11 protein-coding genes and 1 other RNA gene are annotated in these 23,793 nt (G+C 33.9%); 5 read left to right on the plus strand and 7 right to left on the minus strand.

The genetic code is table 11. From position 1 onward, the window contains the following. Positions 1-7: 7 nt before the first annotated feature. The gene (locus H0I26_RS11375) at positions 8-13,609 is read right to left on the minus strand and encodes an Ig-like domain-containing protein (protein ID WP_218698826.1); all 13,602 of its coding nucleotides are present in this window, start codon (positions 13,607-13,609) and stop codon (positions 8-10) included. Positions 13,610-13,992: 383 nt separating this feature from the next. Here H0I26_RS11375 and H0I26_RS11380 point away from each other — a divergent pair, with 383 nt between their 5' ends. The 4 genes from H0I26_RS11380 to H0I26_RS11395 all read left to right on the plus strand — a co-directional run bounded on the left by H0I26_RS11380 (position 13,993) and on the right by H0I26_RS11395 (position 18,119). Continuing rightward, complete coding sequence (locus H0I26_RS11380; protein WP_218698828.1) at positions 13,993-14,481, plus strand: SixA phosphatase family protein; 489 nt, start codon at positions 13,993-13,995, stop codon at positions 14,479-14,481. Between the two features lie 41 nt (positions 14,482-14,522). After that, a complete protein-coding gene (ppk1, locus tag H0I26_RS11385; protein ID WP_218698830.1) occupies positions 14,523-16,583 on the plus strand; it encodes a polyphosphate kinase 1 in 2,061 nt (686 codons plus the stop codon). Further along, on the plus strand, positions 16,576-17,487 hold the full coding sequence (locus tag H0I26_RS11390; protein WP_218698862.1) for a Ppx/GppA phosphatase family protein: 912 nt from the start codon (positions 16,576-16,578) through the stop codon (positions 17,485-17,487). The genes ppk1 and H0I26_RS11390 overlap by 8 nt, the downstream gene beginning before the upstream one ends. 95 nt (positions 17,488-17,582) lie before the next feature. After that, positions 17,583-18,119: a porin family protein gene (locus tag H0I26_RS11395; protein ID WP_218698864.1), complete on the plus strand. Its 537-nt coding sequence runs from the start codon at positions 17,583-17,585 to the stop codon at positions 18,117-18,119. 69 nt (positions 18,120-18,188) lie between these two features. Here the strand turns inward: H0I26_RS11395 and H0I26_RS11400 are convergent, their stop codons facing one another. From H0I26_RS11400 to dnaX, 3 genes are read right to left on the minus strand one after another with little or no spacing between them, the layout of a single operon-like run. Further along, positions 18,189-18,770 carry a tRNA-(ms[2]io[6]A)-hydroxylase gene (locus tag H0I26_RS11400; protein WP_218698874.1) on the minus strand — a complete coding sequence of 194 codons (582 nt, stop codon included), beginning with the start codon at positions 18,768-18,770 and terminating at the stop codon, positions 18,189-18,191. Between the two features lie 17 nt (positions 18,771-18,787). Then, positions 18,788-19,324 carry a hypothetical protein gene (locus H0I26_RS11405; RefSeq protein WP_218698876.1) on the minus strand — a complete coding sequence of 179 codons (537 nt, stop codon included), beginning with the start codon at positions 19,322-19,324 and terminating at the stop codon, positions 18,788-18,790. 2 nt (positions 19,325-19,326) lie between these two features. Then, positions 19,327-21,051, minus strand: a complete 1,725-nt coding sequence (gene dnaX / locus H0I26_RS11410) for a DNA polymerase III subunit gamma/tau (protein WP_218698878.1) — start codon at positions 21,049-21,051, stop codon at positions 19,327-19,329. 193 nt (positions 21,052-21,244) lie between these two features. Between dnaX and rnpB the strand changes: the two genes are divergently transcribed. After that, positions 21,245-21,552: RNase P RNA component class A (gene rnpB, locus H0I26_RS11415), an RNA gene on the plus strand. A 41-nt stretch (positions 21,553-21,593) separates the two neighbouring features. On the opposite strand, the gene rsmD is transcribed toward rnpB, so the two are convergent. From rsmD to H0I26_RS11430, 3 genes are read right to left on the minus strand one after another with little or no spacing between them, the layout of a single operon-like run. Continuing rightward, the gene (gene rsmD, locus H0I26_RS11420) at positions 21,594-22,151 is read right to left on the minus strand and encodes a 16S rRNA (guanine(966)-N(2))-methyltransferase RsmD (protein ID WP_218698890.1); all 558 of its coding nucleotides are present in this window, start codon (positions 22,149-22,151) and stop codon (positions 21,594-21,596) included. Beyond that, entirely contained in the window at positions 22,151-22,972 is an 822-nt protein-coding gene (locus H0I26_RS11425; RefSeq protein WP_218698892.1) for a DUF3822 family protein, read from the minus strand. Before H0I26_RS11425 ends, rsmD begins: the two co-directional genes overlap by 1 nt. Then, positions 22,956-23,699, minus strand: coding sequence for a hypothetical protein (locus H0I26_RS11430; RefSeq protein ID WP_218698894.1), 744 nt, complete (start codon positions 23,697-23,699; stop codon positions 22,956-22,958). Before H0I26_RS11430 ends, H0I26_RS11425 begins: the two co-directional genes overlap by 17 nt. Between the last annotated feature and the right edge of the window lie 94 nt (positions 23,700-23,793).

Genomic DNA, 23,793 nt, shown 5'->3' on the forward strand with positions numbered 1-23,793 from the left:
TATTATTTTATTTTGTTCCTAAATAAATAGGGCCTGCTAATGGTTTGATTCCACTATCTAATATATTTATTACATAGTAATATGTTCCGTTTGGTAGTCTTCCTGCCGATCCTACAGATCCACTTGGACTTTGTCCATTCCAATCATTTTGGTAGTCTCTAGATTCGTAAACAATATCACCAAAACGGTTAAATATTTTTAGGTCTATTATAAAACCACATTCATTTAAACCACCAACGGTGAAAAACTCGTTGTAGTTGTCGCCATTTGGAGTTACAGCCTTAGATATTTTTAAGTCATCTTCTCCACATGGAAGTACAATACAGTCGTCATTAATAGTAATGGTTAACTCATAGGTGTTTAAACAACCATTATTTAAAGAGGTATATGTAAATACATAATCACCAACCGCTATTTCAAGAGGATCAAATATCCCATCTACAATTGTTATACCATCTGTTAGAACGTCCCATTCGATGTCTGTGTCAGCATCAGCAGGTAAGAATTCGTAAAGATCTAATAAACCGTCTTCAGTACATCTATCGGCGGTTAATGGTGTTATGAAATTTTCAGTAGTCACATTGATTGTATGCGTAATTACTGTATCATTTCCACAATTATCAGTAGCTATCCAAGTCCACGTAACATCGTAAACCTCTTCAGATCCAGTAAATGTCGTTGTCTCTTCAAAGACGACTTGAACATCAGTTATAGAACAGTTGTCGTCAAATACTAATTCTGGTATTTCAGGAACGTTAGAACAAGTAACACTTGATGGTAAATCTAAAGGTATGGTTAATGCAGGGCCTGTTGTATCAACAATGCTAACTGTAGCAGTAAATGTACTAGCATTACCAGTCGTATCTGTTAAAGTATATATTACTTCAATGGTTCCGCTAGCACCACAAGTAGATACTAAATTAGTAAAGTCATAATTTGACGTTACTGTAAACGTATTGTCACAAGCATCTGTGGCACAATTTTCAAGAGCTGTAATATTAGCCTCGTTCCATATTTCAGCAAGTAAATTATTATTCTCACCATCACATTCAATTGTTTCATCTAAAACCGCACAAGTTGAAACGTTAGGCGGTGTAGTATCTTCGATTAATTCTGTAGTCGTTTGACTTGTCGCTGTTGTTGTTTCTCCATTAAGAATTGCTGTAGCTATTACAGTAGCAGTATTGACAACTTCTGTAGCATCAATATCTAATTGTGTAACTAAATACGTGGCAGTATATATCCAAGTTTCGGTAGACTCAAGAATATTATTATTGTTTGCGTCACCAGAAACATATGTTACTGACACAGGCGTCGCTGCATTATCTAGTAATGGATCTGTTATTATAATATTTTCTAATGATAGCGTACCTGAGTTTGTAACAGTGAATGTATATGTAATTGTTTCATCTACTTCAGTACAGTCATTACTATTATCATTGTTGAAAACACCTGTTTTAATTATATCAATTATAGCTGTAGGAGTACAGAATGTTACGTCTGTATTAGTCTGATCAATCACATAAGTATCCGTAGCAGTTACCTCTGTATTACCAAGAATTTCAATACCATCCACAGTTACTGTGTTAGTAATAATTCCGGCATCAACATCCGCTTGCGTTACTGTGTAGTTATTAGCAGTATAGATCCAAGTTTCTGTTGGCTCAATCACCCCGTTAGTGTTAGTATCACCAGCAAGTACTAAGTCAGCAGTAATAGCACCACCTAATAAAGCATCTGTAATAGTTATTGAGTTAACCGATACTGTACCTGTATTAGTTACAGTGAACGTATAGGTTACTTCGCTACCAAGGACTAAACAAGCCTCACCGTTTGCAATCTCAGCCGACTTAACAATGTTTAAACCATTAGTAGGTGTACAGAAAGTTACTTCAGTATTATTCTCATCAATCACATAAGTATCCGTATCAGTCACTGTAGTATTACCAAGAATTTCGATACCATCCACAGTTACTGTGTTAGTAATACTTCCAGCATCAACATCCGCTTGTGTTACTGTGTAGTTATTAGCAGTATAGAACCAAGTTTCTGTTGGCTCAATCACACCGTTAGTGTTAGTGTCACCAGCAAGCACTAAGTCAGCAGTAATAGCACCACCTAATAAATCATCTGTAATAGTTACCGTATTAATAGATACTGTACCCGTATTAGTTACAGTGAATGTATAGGTTACTTCACTACCAACTACTAAACAAGCCTCACCGTTTGCAATTGCAGCCGACTTAACAATGTTTAAACCATTAGTAGGTGTACAGAAAGTTAACTCTGTGTTGTTTTCATCAATCACATAGGTATCCGTAGCAGTTACCTCTGTATTACCAAGAATTTCAATACCATCTACAGTTACTGTGTTAGTAATACTTCCAGCATCAACATCCGCTTGCGTTACTGTGTAGTTATTAGCAGTATATATCCAAGTTTCCGTTGGCTCAATCACACCGTTAGTATTAGTATCACCAGCAAGTACTAGATCAGCAGTAATAGCACCACCTAATAACGCATCTGTAATAGTTACCGTATTAATAGATACTGTACCAGTATTAGTAACAGTGAACGTATAGGTTACTTCGCTACCAACTACTAAACATTCCTCACCGTTTGCAATTGCAGCAGACTTGACAATGTTTAAACCATTAGTAGGCGTACAGAAAGTTACTTCTGTATTATTCTCATCAATCACATAAGTATCCGTAGCAGTTACATCTGTATTACCAAGAATTTCAATACCATCCACAGTTACTGTGTTAGTAATCATTCCAGCATCAACATCCGCTTGCGTTACTGTGTAGTTATTAGCAGTATAAATCCAAGTTTCCGTTGGCTCAATCACACCGTTAGTGTTAGTATCACCAGCAAGCACTAAGTCAGCAGTAATAGCACCACCTAATAAATCATCTGTAATAGTTACCGTATTAATAGATACTGTACCTGTATTAGTTACAGTGAACGTATAGGTTACTTCGCTACCAAGGACTAAACAAGCCTCACCGTTTGCAATTGCAGCCGACTTAACAATGTTTAAACCATTAGTAGGTGTACAGAAAGTTACTTCAGTATTATTCTCATCAATCACATAAGTATCCGTATCAGTCACTGTAGTATTACCAAGAATTTCGATACCATTCACAGTAACTGTGTTAGTAATCATTCCAGCATCAACATCCGCTTGCGTTACTGTGTAGTTATTAGCAGTATAGATCCAAGTTTCGGTAGGCTCAATCATACCGTTAGTGTTAGTATCACCAGCAAGTACTAAGTCAGCAGTAATAGCACCACCTAATAAAGCATCTGTAATAGTTACCGTATTAATAGATACTGTACCAGTATTAGTAACAGTGAACGTATAGGTTACTTCACTACCAAGAACTAAACAAGCCTCACCGTTTGCAATTGCAGCCGACTTAACAATGTTTAAACCATTAGTAGGTGTACAGAAAGTTACTTCAGTATTATTCTCATCAATCACATAAGTATCCGTAGCAGTCACTGTAGTATTACCAAGAATTTCGATACCATCCACAGTAACTGTGTTAGTAATAATTCCAGCATCAACATCCGCTTGCGTTACTGTGTAGTTATTAGCAGTATAAATCCAAGTTTCCGTTGGCTCAATCACACCGTTAGTGTTAGTATCACCAGCAAGCACTAAGTCAGCAGTAATAGCACCACCTAATAAAGCATCTGTAATAGTTACCGTATTAATAGATACTGTACCAGTATTAGTAACAGTGAACGTATAGGTTACTTCGCTACCAAGGACTAAACAAGCCTCACCGTTTGCAATTGTAGCCGACTTAACAATGTTTAAACCATTAGTAGGCGTACAGAATGTTACTTCTGTATTATTCTGATCAATCACATAAGTATCCGTAGCAGTTACATCTGTATTACCAAGAATTTCAATACCATCCACAGTTACTGTATTAGTAATGATTCCAGCATCAACATCAGCTTGCGTTACTGTGTAATTATTAGCAGTATAGATCCAAGTTTCTGTTGGCTCAATAACACCGTTAGAGTTAGTATCACCAGCAAGTACTAGATCAGCAGTAATAGCACCACCTAATAAAGCATCTGTAATAGTTACCGTATTAATAGATACTGTACCCGTATTAGTTACAGTGAATGTATATGTTACTTCACTACCAAGGACTAAACACGCTTCACCGTTTGCAATTGTAGCCGACTTAACAATGTTTAAACCGTTAGTAGGTGTACAGAAAGTTACTTCTGTATTATTCTGATCAATCACATAGGTATCCGTAGCAGTTACATCTGTATTACCAAGAATTTCAATACCATCCACAGTTACTGTATTAGTAATCATTCCAGCATCAACATCTGCTTGCGTTACTGTGTAGTTACTAGCAGTATAGATCCAAGTTTCTGTTGGCTCAATCACACCATTAGTGTTAGTATCACCAGCAAGTACTAGATCAGCAGTAATATCACCACCTAATAAAGCATCTGTAATAGTTACCGTATTAATAGATACTGTACCAGTATTAGTTACAGTGAACGTATATGTTACTTCACTACCAAGGACTAAACACGCCTCACCGTTTGCAATTGCAGCAGACTTAACAATGTTTAAACCATTAGTAGGCGTACAGAATGTTACTTCTGTATTATTCTGATCAATCACATAGGTATCCGTAGCAGTTACATCTGTATTACCAAGAATTTCAATACCATCCACAGTTACTGTATTAGTAATGATTCCAGCATCAACATCAGCTTGCGTTACTGTGTAATTATTAGCAGTATAGATCCAAGTTTCTGTTGGCTCAATAACACCGTTAGAGTTAGTATCACCAGCAAGTACTAGATCAGCAGTAATAGCACCACCTAATAATGCATCTGTAATAGTTACCGTATTAATAGATACTGTACCAGTATTAGTTACAGTGAACGTATAGGTTACTTCGCTACCAAGGACTAAACAAGCCTCACCGTTTGCAATTGTAGCCGACTTAACAATGTTTAAACCATTAGTAGGCGTACAGAATGTTACTTCTGTATTATTCTGATCAATCACATAAGTATCCGTAGCAGTTACATCTGTATTACCAAGAATTTCAATACCATCCACAGTTACTGTATTAGTAATGATTCCAGCATCAACATCAGCTTGCGTTACTGTGTAATTATTAGCAGTATAGATCCAAGTTTCTGTTGGCTCAATAACACCGTTAGAGTTAGTATCACCAGCAAGTACTAGATCAGCAGTAATAGCACCACCTAATAAAGCATCTGTAATAGTTACCGTATTAATAGATACTGTACCCGTATTAGTTACAGTGAATGTATATGTTACTTCACTACCAAGGACTAAACACGCTTCACCGTTTGCAATTGCAGCAGACTTAACAATGTTTAAACCGTTAGTAGGTGTACAGAAAGTTACTTCTGTATTATTCTGATCAATCACATAGGTATCCGTAGCAGTTACATCTGTATTACCAAGAATTTCAATACCATCCACAGTTACTGTATTAGTAATCATTCCAGCATCAACATCTGCTTGCGTTACTGTGTAGTTACTAGCAGTATAGATCCAAGTTTCTGTTGGCTCAATCACACCATTAGTGTTAGTATCACCAGCAAGTACTAGATCAGCAGTAATATCACCACCTAATAAAGCATCTGTAATAGTTACCGTATTAATAGATACTGTACCAGTATTAGTTACAGTGAACGTATATGTTACTTCACTACCAAGGACTAAACACGCCTCACCGTTTGCAATTGCAGCAGACTTAACAATGTTTAAACCATTAGTAGGCGTACAGAATGTTACTTCTGTATTATTCTGATCAATCACATAGGTATCCGTAGCAGTTACATCTGTATTACCAAGAATTTCAATACCATCCACAGTTACTGTGTTAGTAATCATTCCAGCATCAACATCTGCTTGCGTTACTGTGTAGTTACTAGCAGTATAGATCCAAGTTTCTGTTGGCTCAATCACACCATTAGTGTTAGTATCACCAGCAAGTACTAGATCAGCAGTAATATCACCACCTAATAAAGCATCTGTAATAGTTACCGTATTAATAGATACTGTACCCGTATTAGTTACAGTGAACGTATAGGTTACTTCACTACCAAGGACTAAACACGCCTCACCGTTTGCAATTGCAGCAGACTTAACAATGTTTAAACCATTAGTAGGCGTACAGAATGTTACTTCTGTATTATTCTGATCAATCACATACGTATCCGTAGCAGTTACATCTGTATTACCAAGAATTTCAATACCATCCACAGTTACTGTGTTAGTAATACTTCCAGCATCAACATCAGCTTGTGTTACTGTGTAGTTATTAGTAGTATAGCTCCAAGTTTCTGTTGGCTCAATCACACCATTAGTGTTAGTATCACCAGCAAGTACTAGATCAGCAGTAATATCACCACCTAATAAAGCATCTGTAATAGTTACCGTATTAATAGATACTGTACCAGTATTAGTTACAGTGAACGTATAGGTTACTTCACTACCAAGGACTAAACACGCCTCACCGTTTGCAATTGCAGCAGACTTAACAATGTTTAAACCATTAGTAGGCGTACAAAATGTTACTTCTGTATTATTCTCATCAATCACATAGGTATCAGTTGCTTGTATGCTTGTTGTTCCATCAGGTTCTAATCCAGTTACAGTAACACTGTTTGTAATTAGACCTGTATCGACGTTTTCTTGGGTCACAGTGTAATTTGGAGCTGTATAAACCCAAGTTTCTGAAGGGTCAAGTAGACCATCATTGTTTGTGTCTCCAGTCAAAGTTACATCAGCAGTAATATCACCACCTAATAACGTATCAGTAATTGTTATAGAGCTAATAAGTAAATCACCAGGATTTGTAACGGTAAATGTATATGTTACTAAGTCACCAGCTACAATACAAAGGTTTCCGTTAGCATTAAAAGCTGCTTTTACAACATTTAATCCGGCAATACCGTTTATGGTAATATAGACAGTAGCTGTATCACAAGCTTGGTCAGTATTATCATCACAGATTGTGTATGTGAATGAGTCAGTACCAGAGAACCCTGGGTTAGGGGTGTAAGTAAAGTCACCATTAGGAGATATTGTTACTGTACCATTTGTTGGGTTTGTATTGGCTGTTACCGTTTGATTATTGCCTTCAATATCATTATCATTTACTAATACATTCGCTGTTAATGGAGATGTTGGTGTTGTAAAGTATGCATCATCATTAGCATTAGTTGTATTAGGCGTATCTGTAGGTTGTACAGTTACTGTTACCGTTGCAGTATCACAAAGTGCAGGATTAGCATCATCACATATTGTATAAGTAAAAGTATCCTCACCCGTAAAACCATCATTAGGCGTATAAGTAATAACACCAGTTGGATCAACAGTTACTGTTCCATTATCAGGAGTAGTTGTGTTCGTTACAACTATTGTGTCTCCGTCAGGATCAAAATCGTTAGTAAGGACAGTAATTTCTATTTCAGTTGCTTCTGGAGTTGTAGCAGTATCTGCATTAGCAATCGGTGCTTCATTTCTAGGGCTACTAACAGGTAATACTTCAATATAAACTGTAGCTGTATCACATGCTTGTGGGCTACCATCGTCACAGATTGTGTACGTGAAAGTATCCTCACCAGTAAATCCAGTGTTAGGTGTATAAGTATAGTTTCCAGCAGCATCAATAGTTACAGTTCCGTTAGCAGGATCTGTATTAGCAGTTACTGTTTGGTTATCACCTTCAAAATCTTCATCATTAGTTAATACATTACCAGTTACCGGTTGGTCTTGGAATGTATTATTAATATCCGCTATAGCATCTGTAGTATTAGCGATACCACCAATAGTAATATAAACAGTTGCTGTATCACAAGCTTGGTCAGTATTATCATCACAGATTGTATATGTAAAAGAATCAGTACCATTGAATCCAGAGTTAGGAGTATAAGTAAACTCACCAGTAGGAGAGATTGTTACAGTACCATTAGTCGGGTTTGTATTAGCTGTTACTGTTTGATCATCACCTTCAATATCATTATCATTTACTAATACGTTTTGAGTTACATCAGCTCCTGGAGTTGTTGTGTAAGCATCATCATTAGCATTAGTTGTATTAGGCGTATCTGTAGGTTGTACAGTTACTGTTACCGTTGCAGTATCACAAAGTGCAGGATTAGCATCATCACATATTGTATAAGTAAAAGTATCCTCACCAATAAATCCATCATTAGGTGTATAGATAATTTCACCTGTAATAGGATCTACAGTTACCGTTCCGTTATCCGGAGTTGTTGTATTAGTTACAGTAATTGTATCACCATCAGGATCAAAATCGTTAGAAATTACAGTAATAGTAATCGGTGTTCCTTCTGGAGTTGTAGCAGTATCAGCGTTAGCGATAGGCGCTTCATTTTCAGGACCACTTACAGGTAATACTTCAATATAAACTGTAGCTGTATCACATGCTTGTGGATTACCATCGTCACAGATTGTGTAGGTGAAAGTATCCTCACCAGTAAATCCAGCGTTAGGTGTATAAGTATAGTTTCCAGCCGCATCAATAGTTACAGTTCCGTTAGCAGGATTTGTATTAGCAGTTACTGTTTGGTTGTCACCTTCAAAATCTTCATCATTAGTTAATACATTACCAGTTACCGGTTGGTCTTGGAATGTATTATTAATATCCGCGATAGCATCAGTAGTATTAGCAATACCACCCACTGTAATATAAACTGTAGCTGTATCACAAGCTTGGTCAGCATTATCATCACAAATAGTATAAGTGAAAGAGTCCGCACCAGTATATCCAGGGTTAGGGGTATAAGTAAAGTCACCATTAGGAGACATTGTTACAGTACCATTAGTTGGGTTTGTGTTAGCAGTTACTAATTGAGTATCACCTTCAATATCATTATCATTTACTAATACGTTTTGCATTACATCAGCTCCTGGAGTTGTTGTGTAAGCATCATCATTAGCATTAGTTGTATTAGGCGTATCTGTAGGTTGTACAGTTACTGTTACCGTTGCAGTATCACAAAGTGCAGGATTAGCATCATCACATATTGTATAAGTAAAAGTATCCTCACCAATAAATCCATCATTAGGTGTATAAGTAATAACACCAGTTGGATCAACAGTTACTGTTCCATTATCAGGAGTAGTTGTGTTCGTTACAACTATTGTGTCTCCGTCAGGATCAAAATCGTTAGTAAGAACAGTAATTTCTATTTCTGTTCCTTCTGGAGTTGTCGCAGTATCAGCGTTAGCGATAGGCGCTTCATTTTCAGGACCACTAACAGTTAATACTTCAATATAAACTGTAGCTGTATCACATGCTTGTGGGTTACCATCGTCACAGATTGTGTACGTGAAAGTATCCTCACCAGTAAATCCAGCGTTAGGTGTATAAGTATAGTTTCCAGCAGCATCAATAGTTACAGTTCCGTTAGCAGGATTTGTATTAGCAGTTACTGTTTGGTTATCGCCTTCAAAATCTTCATCATTAGTTAATACATTACCAGAAACTTCTTCGTCTTGGAATGTATTATTAATATCTGTGATAGCATCTGTACAGTTAATAAGAATATTTGTACTTATTGTTGTGCCACATCCATTGGCATCTATTACTGTTATCGTATAATTAGCTTCCGGTAAATTAGAGAAAGTTCCACTTGTTTGGTAGTTGGTTCCACCATCTATAGAGTATGAATATGGATTTATACCTCCAGCACCTTCGACTATAATTGTTCCTAAACCTTCACATATTATATCTGATTGTGTAGTGATTGTAACAGACACGTTAGTGGTAGGCTCTATTATAGTAGCTGAATTAGTACTTTGACAGCCTTCAGAATCAGTGATAGTTACAGAATATGTTCCAGCAACCACGTTTATTAAATCCTCAGTGGTTTCTCCATTATCCCATAGAAAAGTATAACCACCATTACCACCATTAACAGCTAAATCAAGAGAACCTGTAGCATAGTCTTTACATAATATATTAGATACTGCTATAGCAGAACTTAAAATGTTAGGTTCATTAATCGTTATAGTCGTACTTGTTGTACATGATGTGATAGCATCTGTAACAGTAATAGTATGATCTCCAGCTGATAAGTTGCTTACCGATGTTGTTGTGTTAGAAATAGTATCCCATGCATAAGTAAAACTACCTGATCCTCCAGTTACAGTGGCAGCTACACTTCCATTACTTTCTCCAAAACAAATAGCAGGGCTAGAAGTACCTGTTACTGACAGGTTATTACATGAACCAGGGTTGACAGTAACTGTAGTTGAGTCTTTACAATCATTGGCATCTGTTACTGTTATAGTATAATCGCCAGCACTTAGTCCAGTAATTACACTCGTACTTTCTCCTCCAGGGGACCATGAATAGGTGTAAGGTTCAACACCTCCAGTAACAACAGCTGTTGCTGTACCATCATCTGTTGCAGGTCCCAATTCATCAGTAGTTGTAGCTGTTACATCAAGAGCATTACTAGGTTCAGTAATTGATATTGTTTCTTCAACAGCTTGGCATACAGTTCCGTCTATAGTTACACTTACGGAATATACACCAGCAGTTAAGTTTTCCAAAGTACTAGACGTTACACCAGTATTAACTTGACCAGATGACCATGTGAATGTAAATGTAGCGCTAGGGTTAGCATCCGAGTTAGCAGTTACAGTTCCAGCCCCAGTTGTATCACCAGTACAAAGTACATCTGTAATATTGGTTATATCAATCTCCGCATCACAAGTGTTAACACATTCAATAACTATACTTTGTGTTATGGTACAATTATTACCATCGGTAATAGTTACACTGTGCGTGCCATCAGATAAACCAGTAACCAAAGCAGTAGTCGCGTTTCCTGCAGAACTACTCCATTGATAAGTGTAATCTGTTGTACCACCAGATACTATTGCTGTAGCTTCACCATTAGCACAGCCTTGAGCAGTTGTAGCATCTACTTTTGTTATGTTTAAACTAAGAGGACTAGATGGTTCAGAAATGGTAGCTCCTATATTGGTAGTACATCCATTGTCATCAGTAATTGTTACACTATATGCGCCAGCTATTACATTTGATAAATCTTGATTAGTTGAGTTATTTACATCATTCCAAACATACATGTAAGGTTCTGTTCCTCCACTTATAGCAATGTCAATGCTTCCATTAGCGTCACTATTACAAGCAACATTTGTTACTGTTGTTATAGAAGCTGTTAGAAGCGCTTGTGTAACTGTTAATATTTGAGTATGTTCTGTTGTCAGATTGCACTCATCTGTAGCAATCCAAGTTCTTGTTATAGTAATTGCTCCAGTACAAATATCATCAGTAGTACTTTCATTAAAAGTAACATTGGCATTACCACAATTATCTGTAGCGGTTAATATTGCAGCATCAGGAATAGCATCAAAATCGACGGTGCCATTTGCTGGTAAGGGGGCAACAAAACTAGGAGGAGTTGTGTCCGATACAGTAATTGTTTGTATTTGTGTTGCTGATGCGTTTCCGCACTCATCAACTAATGACCATGTACGATTAATAACAAAAGTACCTGGGCAAGTGCCGTCTATAATGTTATCTGTAAATGTAGCATTTAAAGTTGTTGAGCAATTATCGGCTTCATCAGTTACCTCTCCCGTTATAGTTGTTGAAGCATCATAATTACAAGAAGAATCTGTGAAGATTTCAGTGTTTTCAGGAGCTGTAAAGGTTGGAGGTGTAGTATCAGTTACAGTAATTGTTTGAACGTAGTTTGCAATTGTTCTTCCACATGAATCAGTAAAATTCCATGTATTGGTATAAGTTCCGTTTGATGGACAATTATTTGAAGCTACAAAATCTCCAGATGTTTTAACCAAAGTCAACCCGCTACAGGAAGCTATAGGAGCTAAAGATTGTGCACTAATTAAACCTGCAGCATCAGTACAACTGATATCTCTATCAAGCGCTTCAGGTAAAGTTACCCAAGTAGCAGCAGGTGGAGCATTAACAGTAACAGGAGTTGCTAATGAATTCCCTATGCCACAACTATCAAAACTATTAGAACTATTGTTTGAAAAATCTTTAATGTTTAGTTCTCCCGTATATGTAGCTGTTAATATTGAATTTAATACGTCTGAACATTGATTTGTTAAATAATAACAACTCACATTGATTGTCGAATTATAAGATAATGTTAGACTTTCTCCGGATAGTAATATTCCATTAGGAACATTAAAAATTAGTACTCTTGTGCTATTGTTATAATTATAAGTTATTCCAGAAGGTAAACCTGTTATAGGTAACACTACTTCAGAACCTAAAGGTATTACAGTAGAAAGTACTACGTTATCAGCATTGTCATTTCCTATATTTGTTATAGTTGCAGAGTAAGTTACCGTTTCCGGAGTGTCACTAGGAGTTATAGCTGCAGGTGTTGCTGTAAAAATTGTTTCTAAATTTGGTTGGTAGACTTCAACAGAAAAACCTAAAACAAATAAACCATAGGTTTCTTGATTAGAAGTTAATCTAAAAGTTGCAGATGTTTGGTTATTAGTTAGAATAGAATTTCCATTATTAGATAAAGGAAAAACAGCAGCATCAAATCCTAAGGTGTTTAAACTTGCAGGATTTCTATCAGTAAAATTATTCGCACCATTACTTGGTCCTACTGTAATTCTACTATTAAAAAAATTATTTTCACTTCTTAATGGGGCATCAACATCTACAAAAGTATTTGAAGCATTTAATATTTGTAATCGGTCTCCTGATAAAGAGCGATCTCCTTCTAAAGCTCCAATTACTATATCTGCTTTAACTTTACCATTTGGTACGGTTTGGAAGCCCGAAAAGTTAACATTAAAATTATTTTGAGCACTAGTAACATTTGCATAACCATCAAATAATGTTATATTCTTTGTTTTTAATTTATCACTCTTATAAACCATTATGATTTGCCAACCACCAGAGGTACCAGTATTTGTGTTACCATGTGATACTAAATAACCAGTTCTAGCTTCAATATTGGCCACTTGATATTTACCAAAAGGGTCGGCTAAATTTTTAACTGTATTTGTTATGTCTTTGACACAAACGTATGGATCGTTATTTAAATGTGGGTTTTCATTTCGACCTCTATAAATAACATCGTCAGCAATTATTGTAGTATAAGTAGTTTGACCTGGAAGCATTAATTTTACATTATTGTAATTCCAGTTTGGTTCGTTTTCCGACTCAACGCCAGCTGTGTTTATACCTTTATCTGCTGCCGCCCAATATAACAATACTTTATCAACCTCTAAGCACGAATCATTAGGTCTAGGGTTTACAAGATTGGCACTACTAGAGTTAAAAGTACTATTATCACTGTCTATGTCAACATAAACGTTATTAGTAAAATCGTGATTATCTTGCTCTCCCTGATAATCGGTAGTCGCTGTTCTTGATAGAATATTATTGGCAACCATTGTTATCTCTCCAGTTATAGTGGAGTTATAGCGAGGATTAAAATCTTTTTTTACTTGAGCTTGAGCAACTAAGCCAAATAAAAGGAACACTAGAAGTAGCCCCCTTTGTAATTTATTTATTTTCAACATCTTTAAAAATTAGATAGTTTAATATTTTTAAGCCAAATAAAATACACGCACAAATCCTTTTGACATTAAAAGGGTATAATAAAGATTAAATAATAAAAGAGAATTTAATATTCTCTGGTATATAAATACCTTTACTGCATTATGTTTCTACTCAACTAAGTATCTTAGTTAAATTATGCTATAGTTTAAGGGAGATTATCACAAAGTGATTATTGAAAGTATTCTGTAATTTTAATAGGTTTTGAATAAAAGTTAATTAATAGCTCTACAAAAGAATGGTGATTTGTGTTGCAAATCAAAAAAATATGTCATAGAACACATAAAAACGATAAAAGGTATTTTGGGTTTTTATAAACGGTTATAATAACACTTAAACGATAGGTATGAATAAAATAATACAATTTATTAGACACGCTAAATCTTCATGGGAAAGTAATGTTGAAGATCATGATCGTCCTTTAAAAAATAGAGGAGTTAAAGATGCTATTTTAGTTTCTAACCACTTAAAAGTTAATTTTTTAAATCCTGACCTTATTTTTTGTAGTACTTCAGAAAGAACAAGGTTAACTGCTATGTTATTCGTCGAGGTTTTAGATTTAAAACACATCAAATTTGAGCCAAAAAAAGAACTTTATGACTTTTCTGGAGCATCAATTTTAGACTCAATTTTATCTTGTGATGACTCAATTAATGTTTTGATGATTTTTGGACATAATTTTGCTATAACTAAATTGTGTAATTTGTTAGGAAATATACCTATTGACAACGTTACTACTTCTGGATTTGTACAAATAGAATTTGCCCAAAATACATGGAGAAATATAAAAAATGGAAAAACATCAAAAATTGTATTTCCAAAACATTTAAAATAGACAATCTATTTAGATATATTTGTGATAAATATTGCATTTAAATGACTGATCATATTATCGATAATAAATACATTAATAGGGAGTTAAGTTGGTTACAATTTAATCACCGAGTATTGCAAGAAGCTGCAGATGAAACTGTTCCACTAATAGAGAGACTGCGTTTTTTAGGGATTTTTTCAAATAATTTGGACGAATTTTTTAAAGTACGTTATGCAACTGTAAAACGAATTGATTATGCTGGTAAGGCTGGTAAAAGTCAACTTGGAGGTATAAAAGCTTCAGAGTTATTGGAAATTATTACCAATATTGTTATTAAGCACCAAACGGAAAGTTTAAAGATTTTAAGTGATATTCAGAAAAAGTTAGAAGCAGAAAATATTTTCATATTACGAGAGGCAAAAATCACTAAAACTCAAAAACAATATCTTAGAAAGTACTTTTTGGATAAAGTGAGTCCCGCACTGGTAACCATAGTTTTAAATTCAGAAATTAAGTTGCCTAATCTTAAAGATAGTGCCGCTTATTTAGCTGTTAATGTGCACATGACGGATAGTACTAACCAATATGCTTTAATAGAAATTTCTAAAAACATGGATCGTTTTATTGTCTTACCAAAAGATGGAGAGACTGATAATATTATTATGTTAGACGATTTATTACGTTTATTTTTAAGTGATATTTTTAACATATTTGAATATACAAAAATAACGGCTCACATGATTAAAATCACTAGAGATGCCGAGTTGGATCTGGATAGTGATTTAACTAAAAGCTTCATGGAAAAAATGAGCGATAGTGTAAAGGATAGACAGGATGGAGAGCCTGTTAGATTTGTTTACGATAAAACTATTGATAAATCCACTTTAGCTTTTTTAATGGATAAAATGGGTATTGACAATACTGATAGTATTATACCCGGTGGACGTTATCATAATCGCAGAGATTATATGGGGTTTCCTAGCTTGGGACGTACGGATTTATTATATGATAAAATAATACCATTACAAGTTAAAGGATTGAGTTTACAAGGTAGTATTTTTGAAGCGATAGCTAAAAAGGATTTTTTATTATATGCACCTTATAATACGTTTTCTTATGTTGTTAAATTTTTACGAGAAGCAGCCATAGATCCAAAAGTAAAAACGATAAAAATTACTATTTATAGACTCGCTCAGATATCTCATGTGGCTAGTTCTTTAATTAATGCTGCAAAAAACGGTAAAAAAGTAACCGTATCGATGGAGATTCAGGCTCGTTTTGATGAAGAGGCCAATATTGCTTACGCAGAACAAATGCAGCGCGAAGGAGTTAATTTAATTTTTGGAGTTCAAGGACTAAAAGTACATAGTAAGATGTGTATTATTGAGCGTGAAGAAGATAAAAAAATAAAACGTTATGGTTTTATAAGTACAGGGAATTTTAATGAGTCTACTGCAAAAATATATACTGATTATACCTTATTTACAGCTAATCAAAAAGTGTTGAAAGACGTTAATAAAGTCTTTAATTTTTTTGAAGTTAATTATAAAATTTATCGATTTAAACATATAATTACGTCTCCGCATTATACTAAAAATAAATTTTTCAGATTAATCGATCAGGAGATTGCTAACGTTAAACAAGGAAATCCAGCCTATTTGAAATTAAAAATGAATAGTATTTCTAGTTATCAAATGATTGATAAATTGTACGAAGCTAGTCAAGCAGGGGTAAAAATACAGATGATTGTTAGAGGTATTTGTTGTTTAGTTCCTGGTGTAAAAGGGGTTAGTGAAAATATAGAGGTAATTAGTATTGTTGATAAATTTTTAGAACATACAAGACTGTATGTTTTTTGTAACAATAACAATCCAAAAGTATATATCTCTTCTGCAGATTGGATGACTAGAAATATAGAAAATAGGGTAGAAGTAAGTTGCCCAATTTATCAGGAAGATATAAAGGATGAGCTGTTAGATACCTTTGAAATTTGTTGGAAGGATAACGTCAAGGCTAGAATTTTGAATAAAGCCCAAAACAATCCTTATAGAAGAAATGATGCTCCTAAATTTAGATCACAATTTGAAGCTTATAATTATTTAAAAAAGAAATTAGATGCTTAATATTCAAAAATACGCAGCTATTGATATTGGATCTAATGCCGTTAGGTTATTAATATCCAATATTGTTGAGGAAAAGGATAAGCCAACACGTTTCAAAAAGAGCTCATTGGTAAGGGTTCCTGTAAGATTAGGTGCGGATGTATTTATAAGAGATGAAATTTCAGAACATAATATTCAGCGAATGCTTGATACGATTCAAGCGTTTAAATTATTAATGCAAACGCATGGTGTCGTTAAATATAAAGCATGTGCCACGTCCGCAATGCGTGAAGCTAAAAACGGATTAGAAGTTGCTAAATTAATAAAGAAGAAAACTGGCGTTCAAATTGACGTTATAGAAGGAGAGGAGGAAGCAGCTATTATAGCAGCTACAGATTTACAAACCTATATTGATCCCAATAAAACCTATTTATATGTAGATGTAGGTGGAGGAAGTACAGAGTTTTCTGTTATAGATAAAGGTGGGAAAATTGCGTCCAAATCCTTTAAATTAGGAACTGTTCGATTATTAAACGATATGGTAAAAAAGGAAGTTTGGTTAGAACTAGAAACTTGGATAAAAATACAGACGTCAAGTTATGAAAAAATAGAAGTTATTGGGTCTGGAGGAAACATAAATAAAATATTTAAAGTATCCGGTAAAGCAATTGGTAAACCATTGTCTTACTTCTATTTAACATCGTATTATAATATGTTGCAAACATATTCTTATGAAGAGCGTATATCAATATTAGATTTAAATCAAGATAGAGCAGATGTTATTATTCCGGCAACACGTATCTATTTATCTGCTATGAAATGGTGCGGGGCAAAAGATATCTATGTTCCAAAAATTGGACTTGCGGATGGTATCATAAAAAGTATGTATAATGATACAGTATTAAGTCATACAAAGTTAAAATAATACATTTTATCTATTTAATGTTTCATATTTATGAAAAAAAGATATCTTTACTTGTGTAATCATACATTAAATAAACCAATTTAAGTTTTCAAAATATGAAAAAAACTATTTTACTACTAACTTTTGCATTAACCTCTTTTTACGGATTTTCACAAGATGCTTTATATGGTGTCAGAGCTGGGTATAATATTTCTAATTTAGATTTTGATCCAAGTGTACCCGCTGGAGTTGAAAATACTCATAGAAATGGCTTTTTTATAGGTTTTTTCGGAGAGTATAGTTTGTCTGAATCATTGTCATTTGCGCCAGAAGTTCAATTTTCTGCAGAAGGAGCAAAGGACCAAGAATTACGTATTAACTATATACAAGTACCCCTATTTTTTAAATATAAAATCGGAAAGTCTTTAGCAATAGGTTTAGGACCTCAAGCAAGTTTAAAAGGCCATTCTTACGAGGATGGATTGAGAAACTTTGGTTTCTCTGCTTTAGGAGGATTAGAATATTTAATCTCAGATGAGTTTTTTATAGATTTTAGATATTCTTATGGTTTATCTAATGTCTTAGATGACAATGCTTTTGATTTAGAAGCTAAAAACACGAACATGCAAATCGGTTTTGGAGTAAAATTCTAAACTTCAAATTACATCAAATAAAAAAGCCAATTCTAATTTAGAATTGGCTTTTTTTTTTTTGATGTATTATTAACCGTGTATTGTTTCTTTTTTACTTAGCTTTTGCATGATTTGGGCTTCATACTCTAATAAGTCGTTCCATTTTTTATCGACTTCAATTCTGTCTCCGTATTGTCTAGCAAATCCTAAAAACATAGTGTAGTGGTTTGCTTCACTGACCATAAGGTTACGGTAGAATTCAGCTAAGGATTTGTCTTCTAACTCTTCTGATAACAATCTAAAACGTTCGCAGCTTCTAGCTTCAATTAATGCGGCATATAGAAGTCTGTGTACTAATTGTGTGGTTCTGCTACCGCCTTTAGGAAAAAACGTGATTAATTGTAATACGTAATCATCTTTTCTATCTCGGCCTAGCACCCAGCCATTTTTAAGAATCAAATCATGAACCATTTTAAAATGGCTAATTTCTTCTTTTACTAAAGCAACCATTTCTTGAACTAAATCTGTATATTCAGGAAAGCCTACAATTAATGATATGGCTGTACTCGTTGCTTTTTGCTCGCAATAAGCATGATCTGTTAATATTTCTTCTATATTTTTTTCTACTATATTGACCCAACGTGGATCTGTTGGTAATTTAAGTCCCAGCATGTCTTGTGTATTAAAAATTAACTCTCTTTTGTTATATTATAGAAACCATTAGCATCAATAACTATATTATAAATTGAACAATTTGCCGCTCTAGGAATACATAGTGATGCCACTAAATTTACTGTATTGGTTTCTAAAGATTTTACTTGATCTATATACACCTCATTATTTATGTAATCTGAGATTTGTAAGGACAGGAAATCATCATTTAAAACCTGTTTAAAGATTGGTTTGTCATCTTTAAAGACTTCGATTTCAGATATGAACTTTCTGAAATAATGTTTATTTATAATGGATTCATTTTTAGAAGTTTGTAATACAGAGTGGTGCATATCGGAATAGTTCTTAATTGAAATTCTAAATCCATTGCTAAGGATTGTATCCGTTTTTACTTCGGTATATTCTTTAGGGAAATATTGTATATTTTCAGAAAAAGAATCTAATAGTTTATTTTCTAGTAATACTTCACGAGGCGTTTTATTTATGCGGTCACGACCATCACAACTTAAGAAAGCAATTAGAATACTTAAAATTAAAAGTGTGAATTTATTCATGATTATACGTCTAAGTCAAATGTTGTACGGAGTAATTCTAAATTTGGATTCTTTTCTTTCAACTTCTCGTATTTTTCGAGAGGTGTGTAAGCGTATTTAGTATCCAGTTCTTCATTAATTGAAATATCTAAAGTAACATCGTAATTTTTTAAGTTTTTACGTAAGTAAGACATTAAGTCAAAAGACTGACGCTCGACTTCAACTTTATTGGTCGAATTTGGAAATGTCAATTGTATAGAAAACCCATCAGGCCCTAATGTTGGTTTGTCTATGGATAGGATAGAGGCTAAGTTAAATTTACCCTCTCCTTCAATTTTAGTTACAAAAGCATTCCATACTTCTGTTAATTCGTCTTGATTAAATGGTTCTCTAGGAAGGTTTTCTTCGTCTACTACAACATCAAGTTGTTTAATTAGATGTTCTTTTTTTGCTCTAATACTTTTTAAAGATAAACCAGAAGTACGTCTTTTATTAGATGTTATTCCGTTTTCTAATATTATTTTAGATTTAGTCGGTTCTGCTGGTTTCTGTGATACAGGATTGGCAGGACTTCCTGTATTAGTATTAGTGTCTACCTTTTTTTCTGGGATTGTAACTTTAACAGGTGTAATTCCTATCTTCTTGAAATAAGAAGGGGGAATTATGAACCGACTGCTATTTTTTTTTTCTCCATCAAAAGTGATAGAGGCAAGTTGCATTAAAGTTAGTTCGACGAGGAGTCGTTGGTTTTTACTACTCTTATATTTCAAATCACAATCGTTAGCTAAGTTAATTCCTTTTATTAAAAAGTCTTGACTCGCTTTTTTTGATTGCTCTAAGTATTTATTTTTAGTGTCTTCACCAACCTCTAATAATTCTACAGTAATAGGGTTTTTACAAACTAGTAAGTCTCTGAAGTGAGAGGCTAAACCAGCAATATACTGATGACCGTCAAATCCTTTGGCTAATGTCTTATTAAACTGTATTAGCAATTCAGGGATTTTATTTTCTAATATGTAATCTGTACTTTCAAAATAAGTTTCGTAATCTAAAACGTTTAAATTTTCTGTAACGGATTGTCTAGTTAATTCTTTTCCAGCAAAACTAACGACTCTATCAAATATGGATAGAGCATCACGCATAGCACCATCAGCCTTTTGCGCAATGATGTGCAAGGCATCATCTTCGGCATTTACACCTTGTTCTTTTGCAATATATTTTAGGTAGTTTTTGGCATCTGTAACAGTTATACGTTTAAAATCAAAAATTTGACAACGTGATAGAATAGTTGGTATTATTTTATGCTTTTCAGTAGTTGCTAAAATAAAGATGCAATGTTTTGGCGGCTCTTCTAATGTTTTTAAAAAGGCATTAAAAGCAGCTTGAGATAACATATGGACCTCGTCAATAATATATACTTTGTATTTACCAACTTGTGGCGGGATACGGACTTGGTCTGTCAAACTCCTAATATCATCCACCGAGTTGTTAGAGGCAGCATCCAGTTCAAAGATATTGAAAGCATAGTCTTCATCTCCAGTTTCGTTACCATCGCTATTAATCATTTTAGCTAAAATACGAGCACAACTAGTTTTACCAACACCACGAGGACCAGTAAATAGTAAAGCTTGTGCTAAATGATTATTTTCAATAGCATTTAGTAATGTATTTGTAATAGCAGATTGCCCTACAACATCTTTAAATGTTTGAGGTCTATACTTTCTTGCTGATACTACAAAGTGTTCCAATTTTGCTAAATTTATTTCAACATCTATTTGATGCCATTATTAACTGATTACAAATTTAAAAAATAGGAATTTAATTTAGTCGTCAAAATCCCGTTTTTATTTATAGTTATCAACAAATTAATGGAAATGTTATTAGTTGAAACTATTTAAAGTTTCTAGCTTAAAAAAAGATTAGTTTATTGTAGTTTTGCAGCCAGTAAATCGCCTTATCGCTTTAAATTTAGTTTAAAGAGGAAAGTCCGGACACCATAGTGTAATCATAGTGGTTAACAGCCATCCACCGAGAGGTGAGGAAAAGTGCAACAGAAAGTATGTACAGGTCATGCTGTAGTGAAACCAGGTAAACTCTATGAGGTGCAATACCATGTATACTAACGTTTGAGCGTACACGCGCGATTGTTAGAGGGTAGGTAGCTAAAGCGTGTTGGTAACAGCAAGCTCAGATAAATGATAAGGGCTCTTTAGGGAGTACAAAATCCGGCTTATAGATTTGCTTAATTATAAAAAAAAACCATCTAGAAATAGATGGTTTTTGTTTTATTTTATTCTTCTTCGTCTGAAGGTACATTTTTAAAAAAGCTAAAGGTGTTTCCTCCATAACTTTTAGAGTGACTATAATTAGTGGCTTGCGACAAGTCTGTATATTTAGAATGCTCAACAATAAGTAAACCATCCGTTTCTAATAGGCTATTGGTGAAAATCAATTCCGGTATTTTGGAAAATTCTTCAACTGTAAACTCGTAAGGAGGATCTGCAAAAATTATAGTATGTTGCTGTTTCGTTTTTTCTAAAAACTTAAATACATCACTTTTTATGGTCTGTATGTCCATTTCAAAACTAGCAGCAGTTTCGTTTATAAATTTTATACAGCCATGATCTTGATCTACAGCAATAATCTGTTCTGTTCCTCTAGAAGCAAACTCATAGCTTATATTTCCTGTTCCTGAAAACAAATCTAGTACAGATATGTCATCTAAGTAATATTGATTATTTAAGATATTAAATAAAGCTTCTTTAGCCATGTCTGTTGTAGGTCTGACAGGTAGCTTTTTTGGAGCAGTAATTCGTCTTCCTTTAAATTGTCCTGATACAATGCGCATTATAAGCTTTTTAGTAAGGTGAAATGTGAATGATTATGTAATGGTTTTTCAGCGAAAGCGTAAGTATCCATTCTGTTACCAAAGGATACGTTTCTTATATATTTATATGCTATCTTAAACAGCGGATTCTCTTTATCGATATCTCCTAAAAATAAAACGTCAATAGTTTCTGGATTCAGCTGTAGTTGCTCTAAGGTAAACAATAAATAATAGATAAAGTCTTCTTTTGTATGGAATTCAAAAGTGTTATAAAGCAGTAATTTACCTTTGTTTAATACAATAATTTCAAAAGTGGCATCAGCCGTATTTATATACACTTTTGATGTGTTGCTATGTTTTTCAAAAGTCAATAATTGTTCTATTAAAATAGTCGAAAAATGATTGTATGTAAAACTTCCAAAACGATCAAAAATGAAGTTGTTTATGTTCGTAAAAGGGACATAAACATTGATACTATCGTTTGCTGAAATCTCATCAAAAGTAATAAAATCAGTCTTTAAAATTTTAGTATTAAATTTTAAATAGTCGGCTAAAGCATCTTCCTTAAATAATGGTTTGGGCACTATTGTGGACCAGTCATTTACATGTATAATATTAATAGCTCTAAAGGTCTGTTTAAGTACTGTTTCTGTATTAAAAAGATGCTTAACGGCATCCAAAAGCTCAGAGGGTGTCTTTTTAATAGAATACTTTTCAGCTTTAAGTTCTATAATGGTTTTTGTGCTTGTATCTAAAACACAAAAAGAATGTCCACTCAAACTAATTTGAATGGACAATTCTAGGTTGGTTAAATCGATAGGATTATTATTCGTTACTGCCATAAGTTTTTGGCCAGTTTCCTATAGTTTTTACTTCTTCCATAGACCCTACACGTAATGCATCTCCATTTACTCCTTCTACAGATTGCACTTGGCTTTCTTTTAGAACTAAGTTAGAATCTTGATCGTATAAAACATCTGTTTTCTTTACAAAAGCCTCAAAAACTGGAATTTTATTTCCTTTTTCATCTTCAATCTCTCCTGCATTCATAGTAAACTTAGTATCTTCTTTGCCAAGTGGTACATTCATCATCTCTTTATATCTATCTGTGTTTTTGAACAAACGATTTTTAACTGGCTCAAATCCAATAGTGTCAATGATTACAATTTCTTCAAACATTTCAACACCACCAAAAGCTTTAGTTCTTTCTACGTCAAGAACACTAGAATCTCTTCTCTCTACTAAAGTGAATTTTCCGTTCTCAATAAATTTAATTAGGTCGTCATAACTGTTTGTAAACTTTCCTGTAACTGTTCTGTGCGCTAATTGAGCATCTCTAATATCCACTAAACGCTCAATAGCTGCTCTATATCTTTTTTCTTTTAATTTATTGAACTTGATTTCTCCATAAACAGAGTCAAAAGTTAAGTATCCTAAACAAGCTATAAGTGCCCATAGCGCAAGTGTAATAAGTGGTTTTACTTTTGTTGGAATAAATTTGTCAATAAGCCAAACAATCAAAATTGTAAGTAAAATTGCTCCAAGTATAATAAGTGCTAATTTTATCATAAGTATTTTATTAAATTTAATTAAGGTCTGTGACAAATCTACAATTTTTTTTTATTCGTAAAAACCATTGTTGGTAAAAATGATTTATATATTT

The organism is Olleya sp. HaHaR_3_96 (genome assembly GCF_019278545.1).
In the GTDB taxonomy this organism is placed as follows: domain Bacteria; phylum Bacteroidota; class Bacteroidia; order Flavobacteriales; family Flavobacteriaceae; genus Olleya.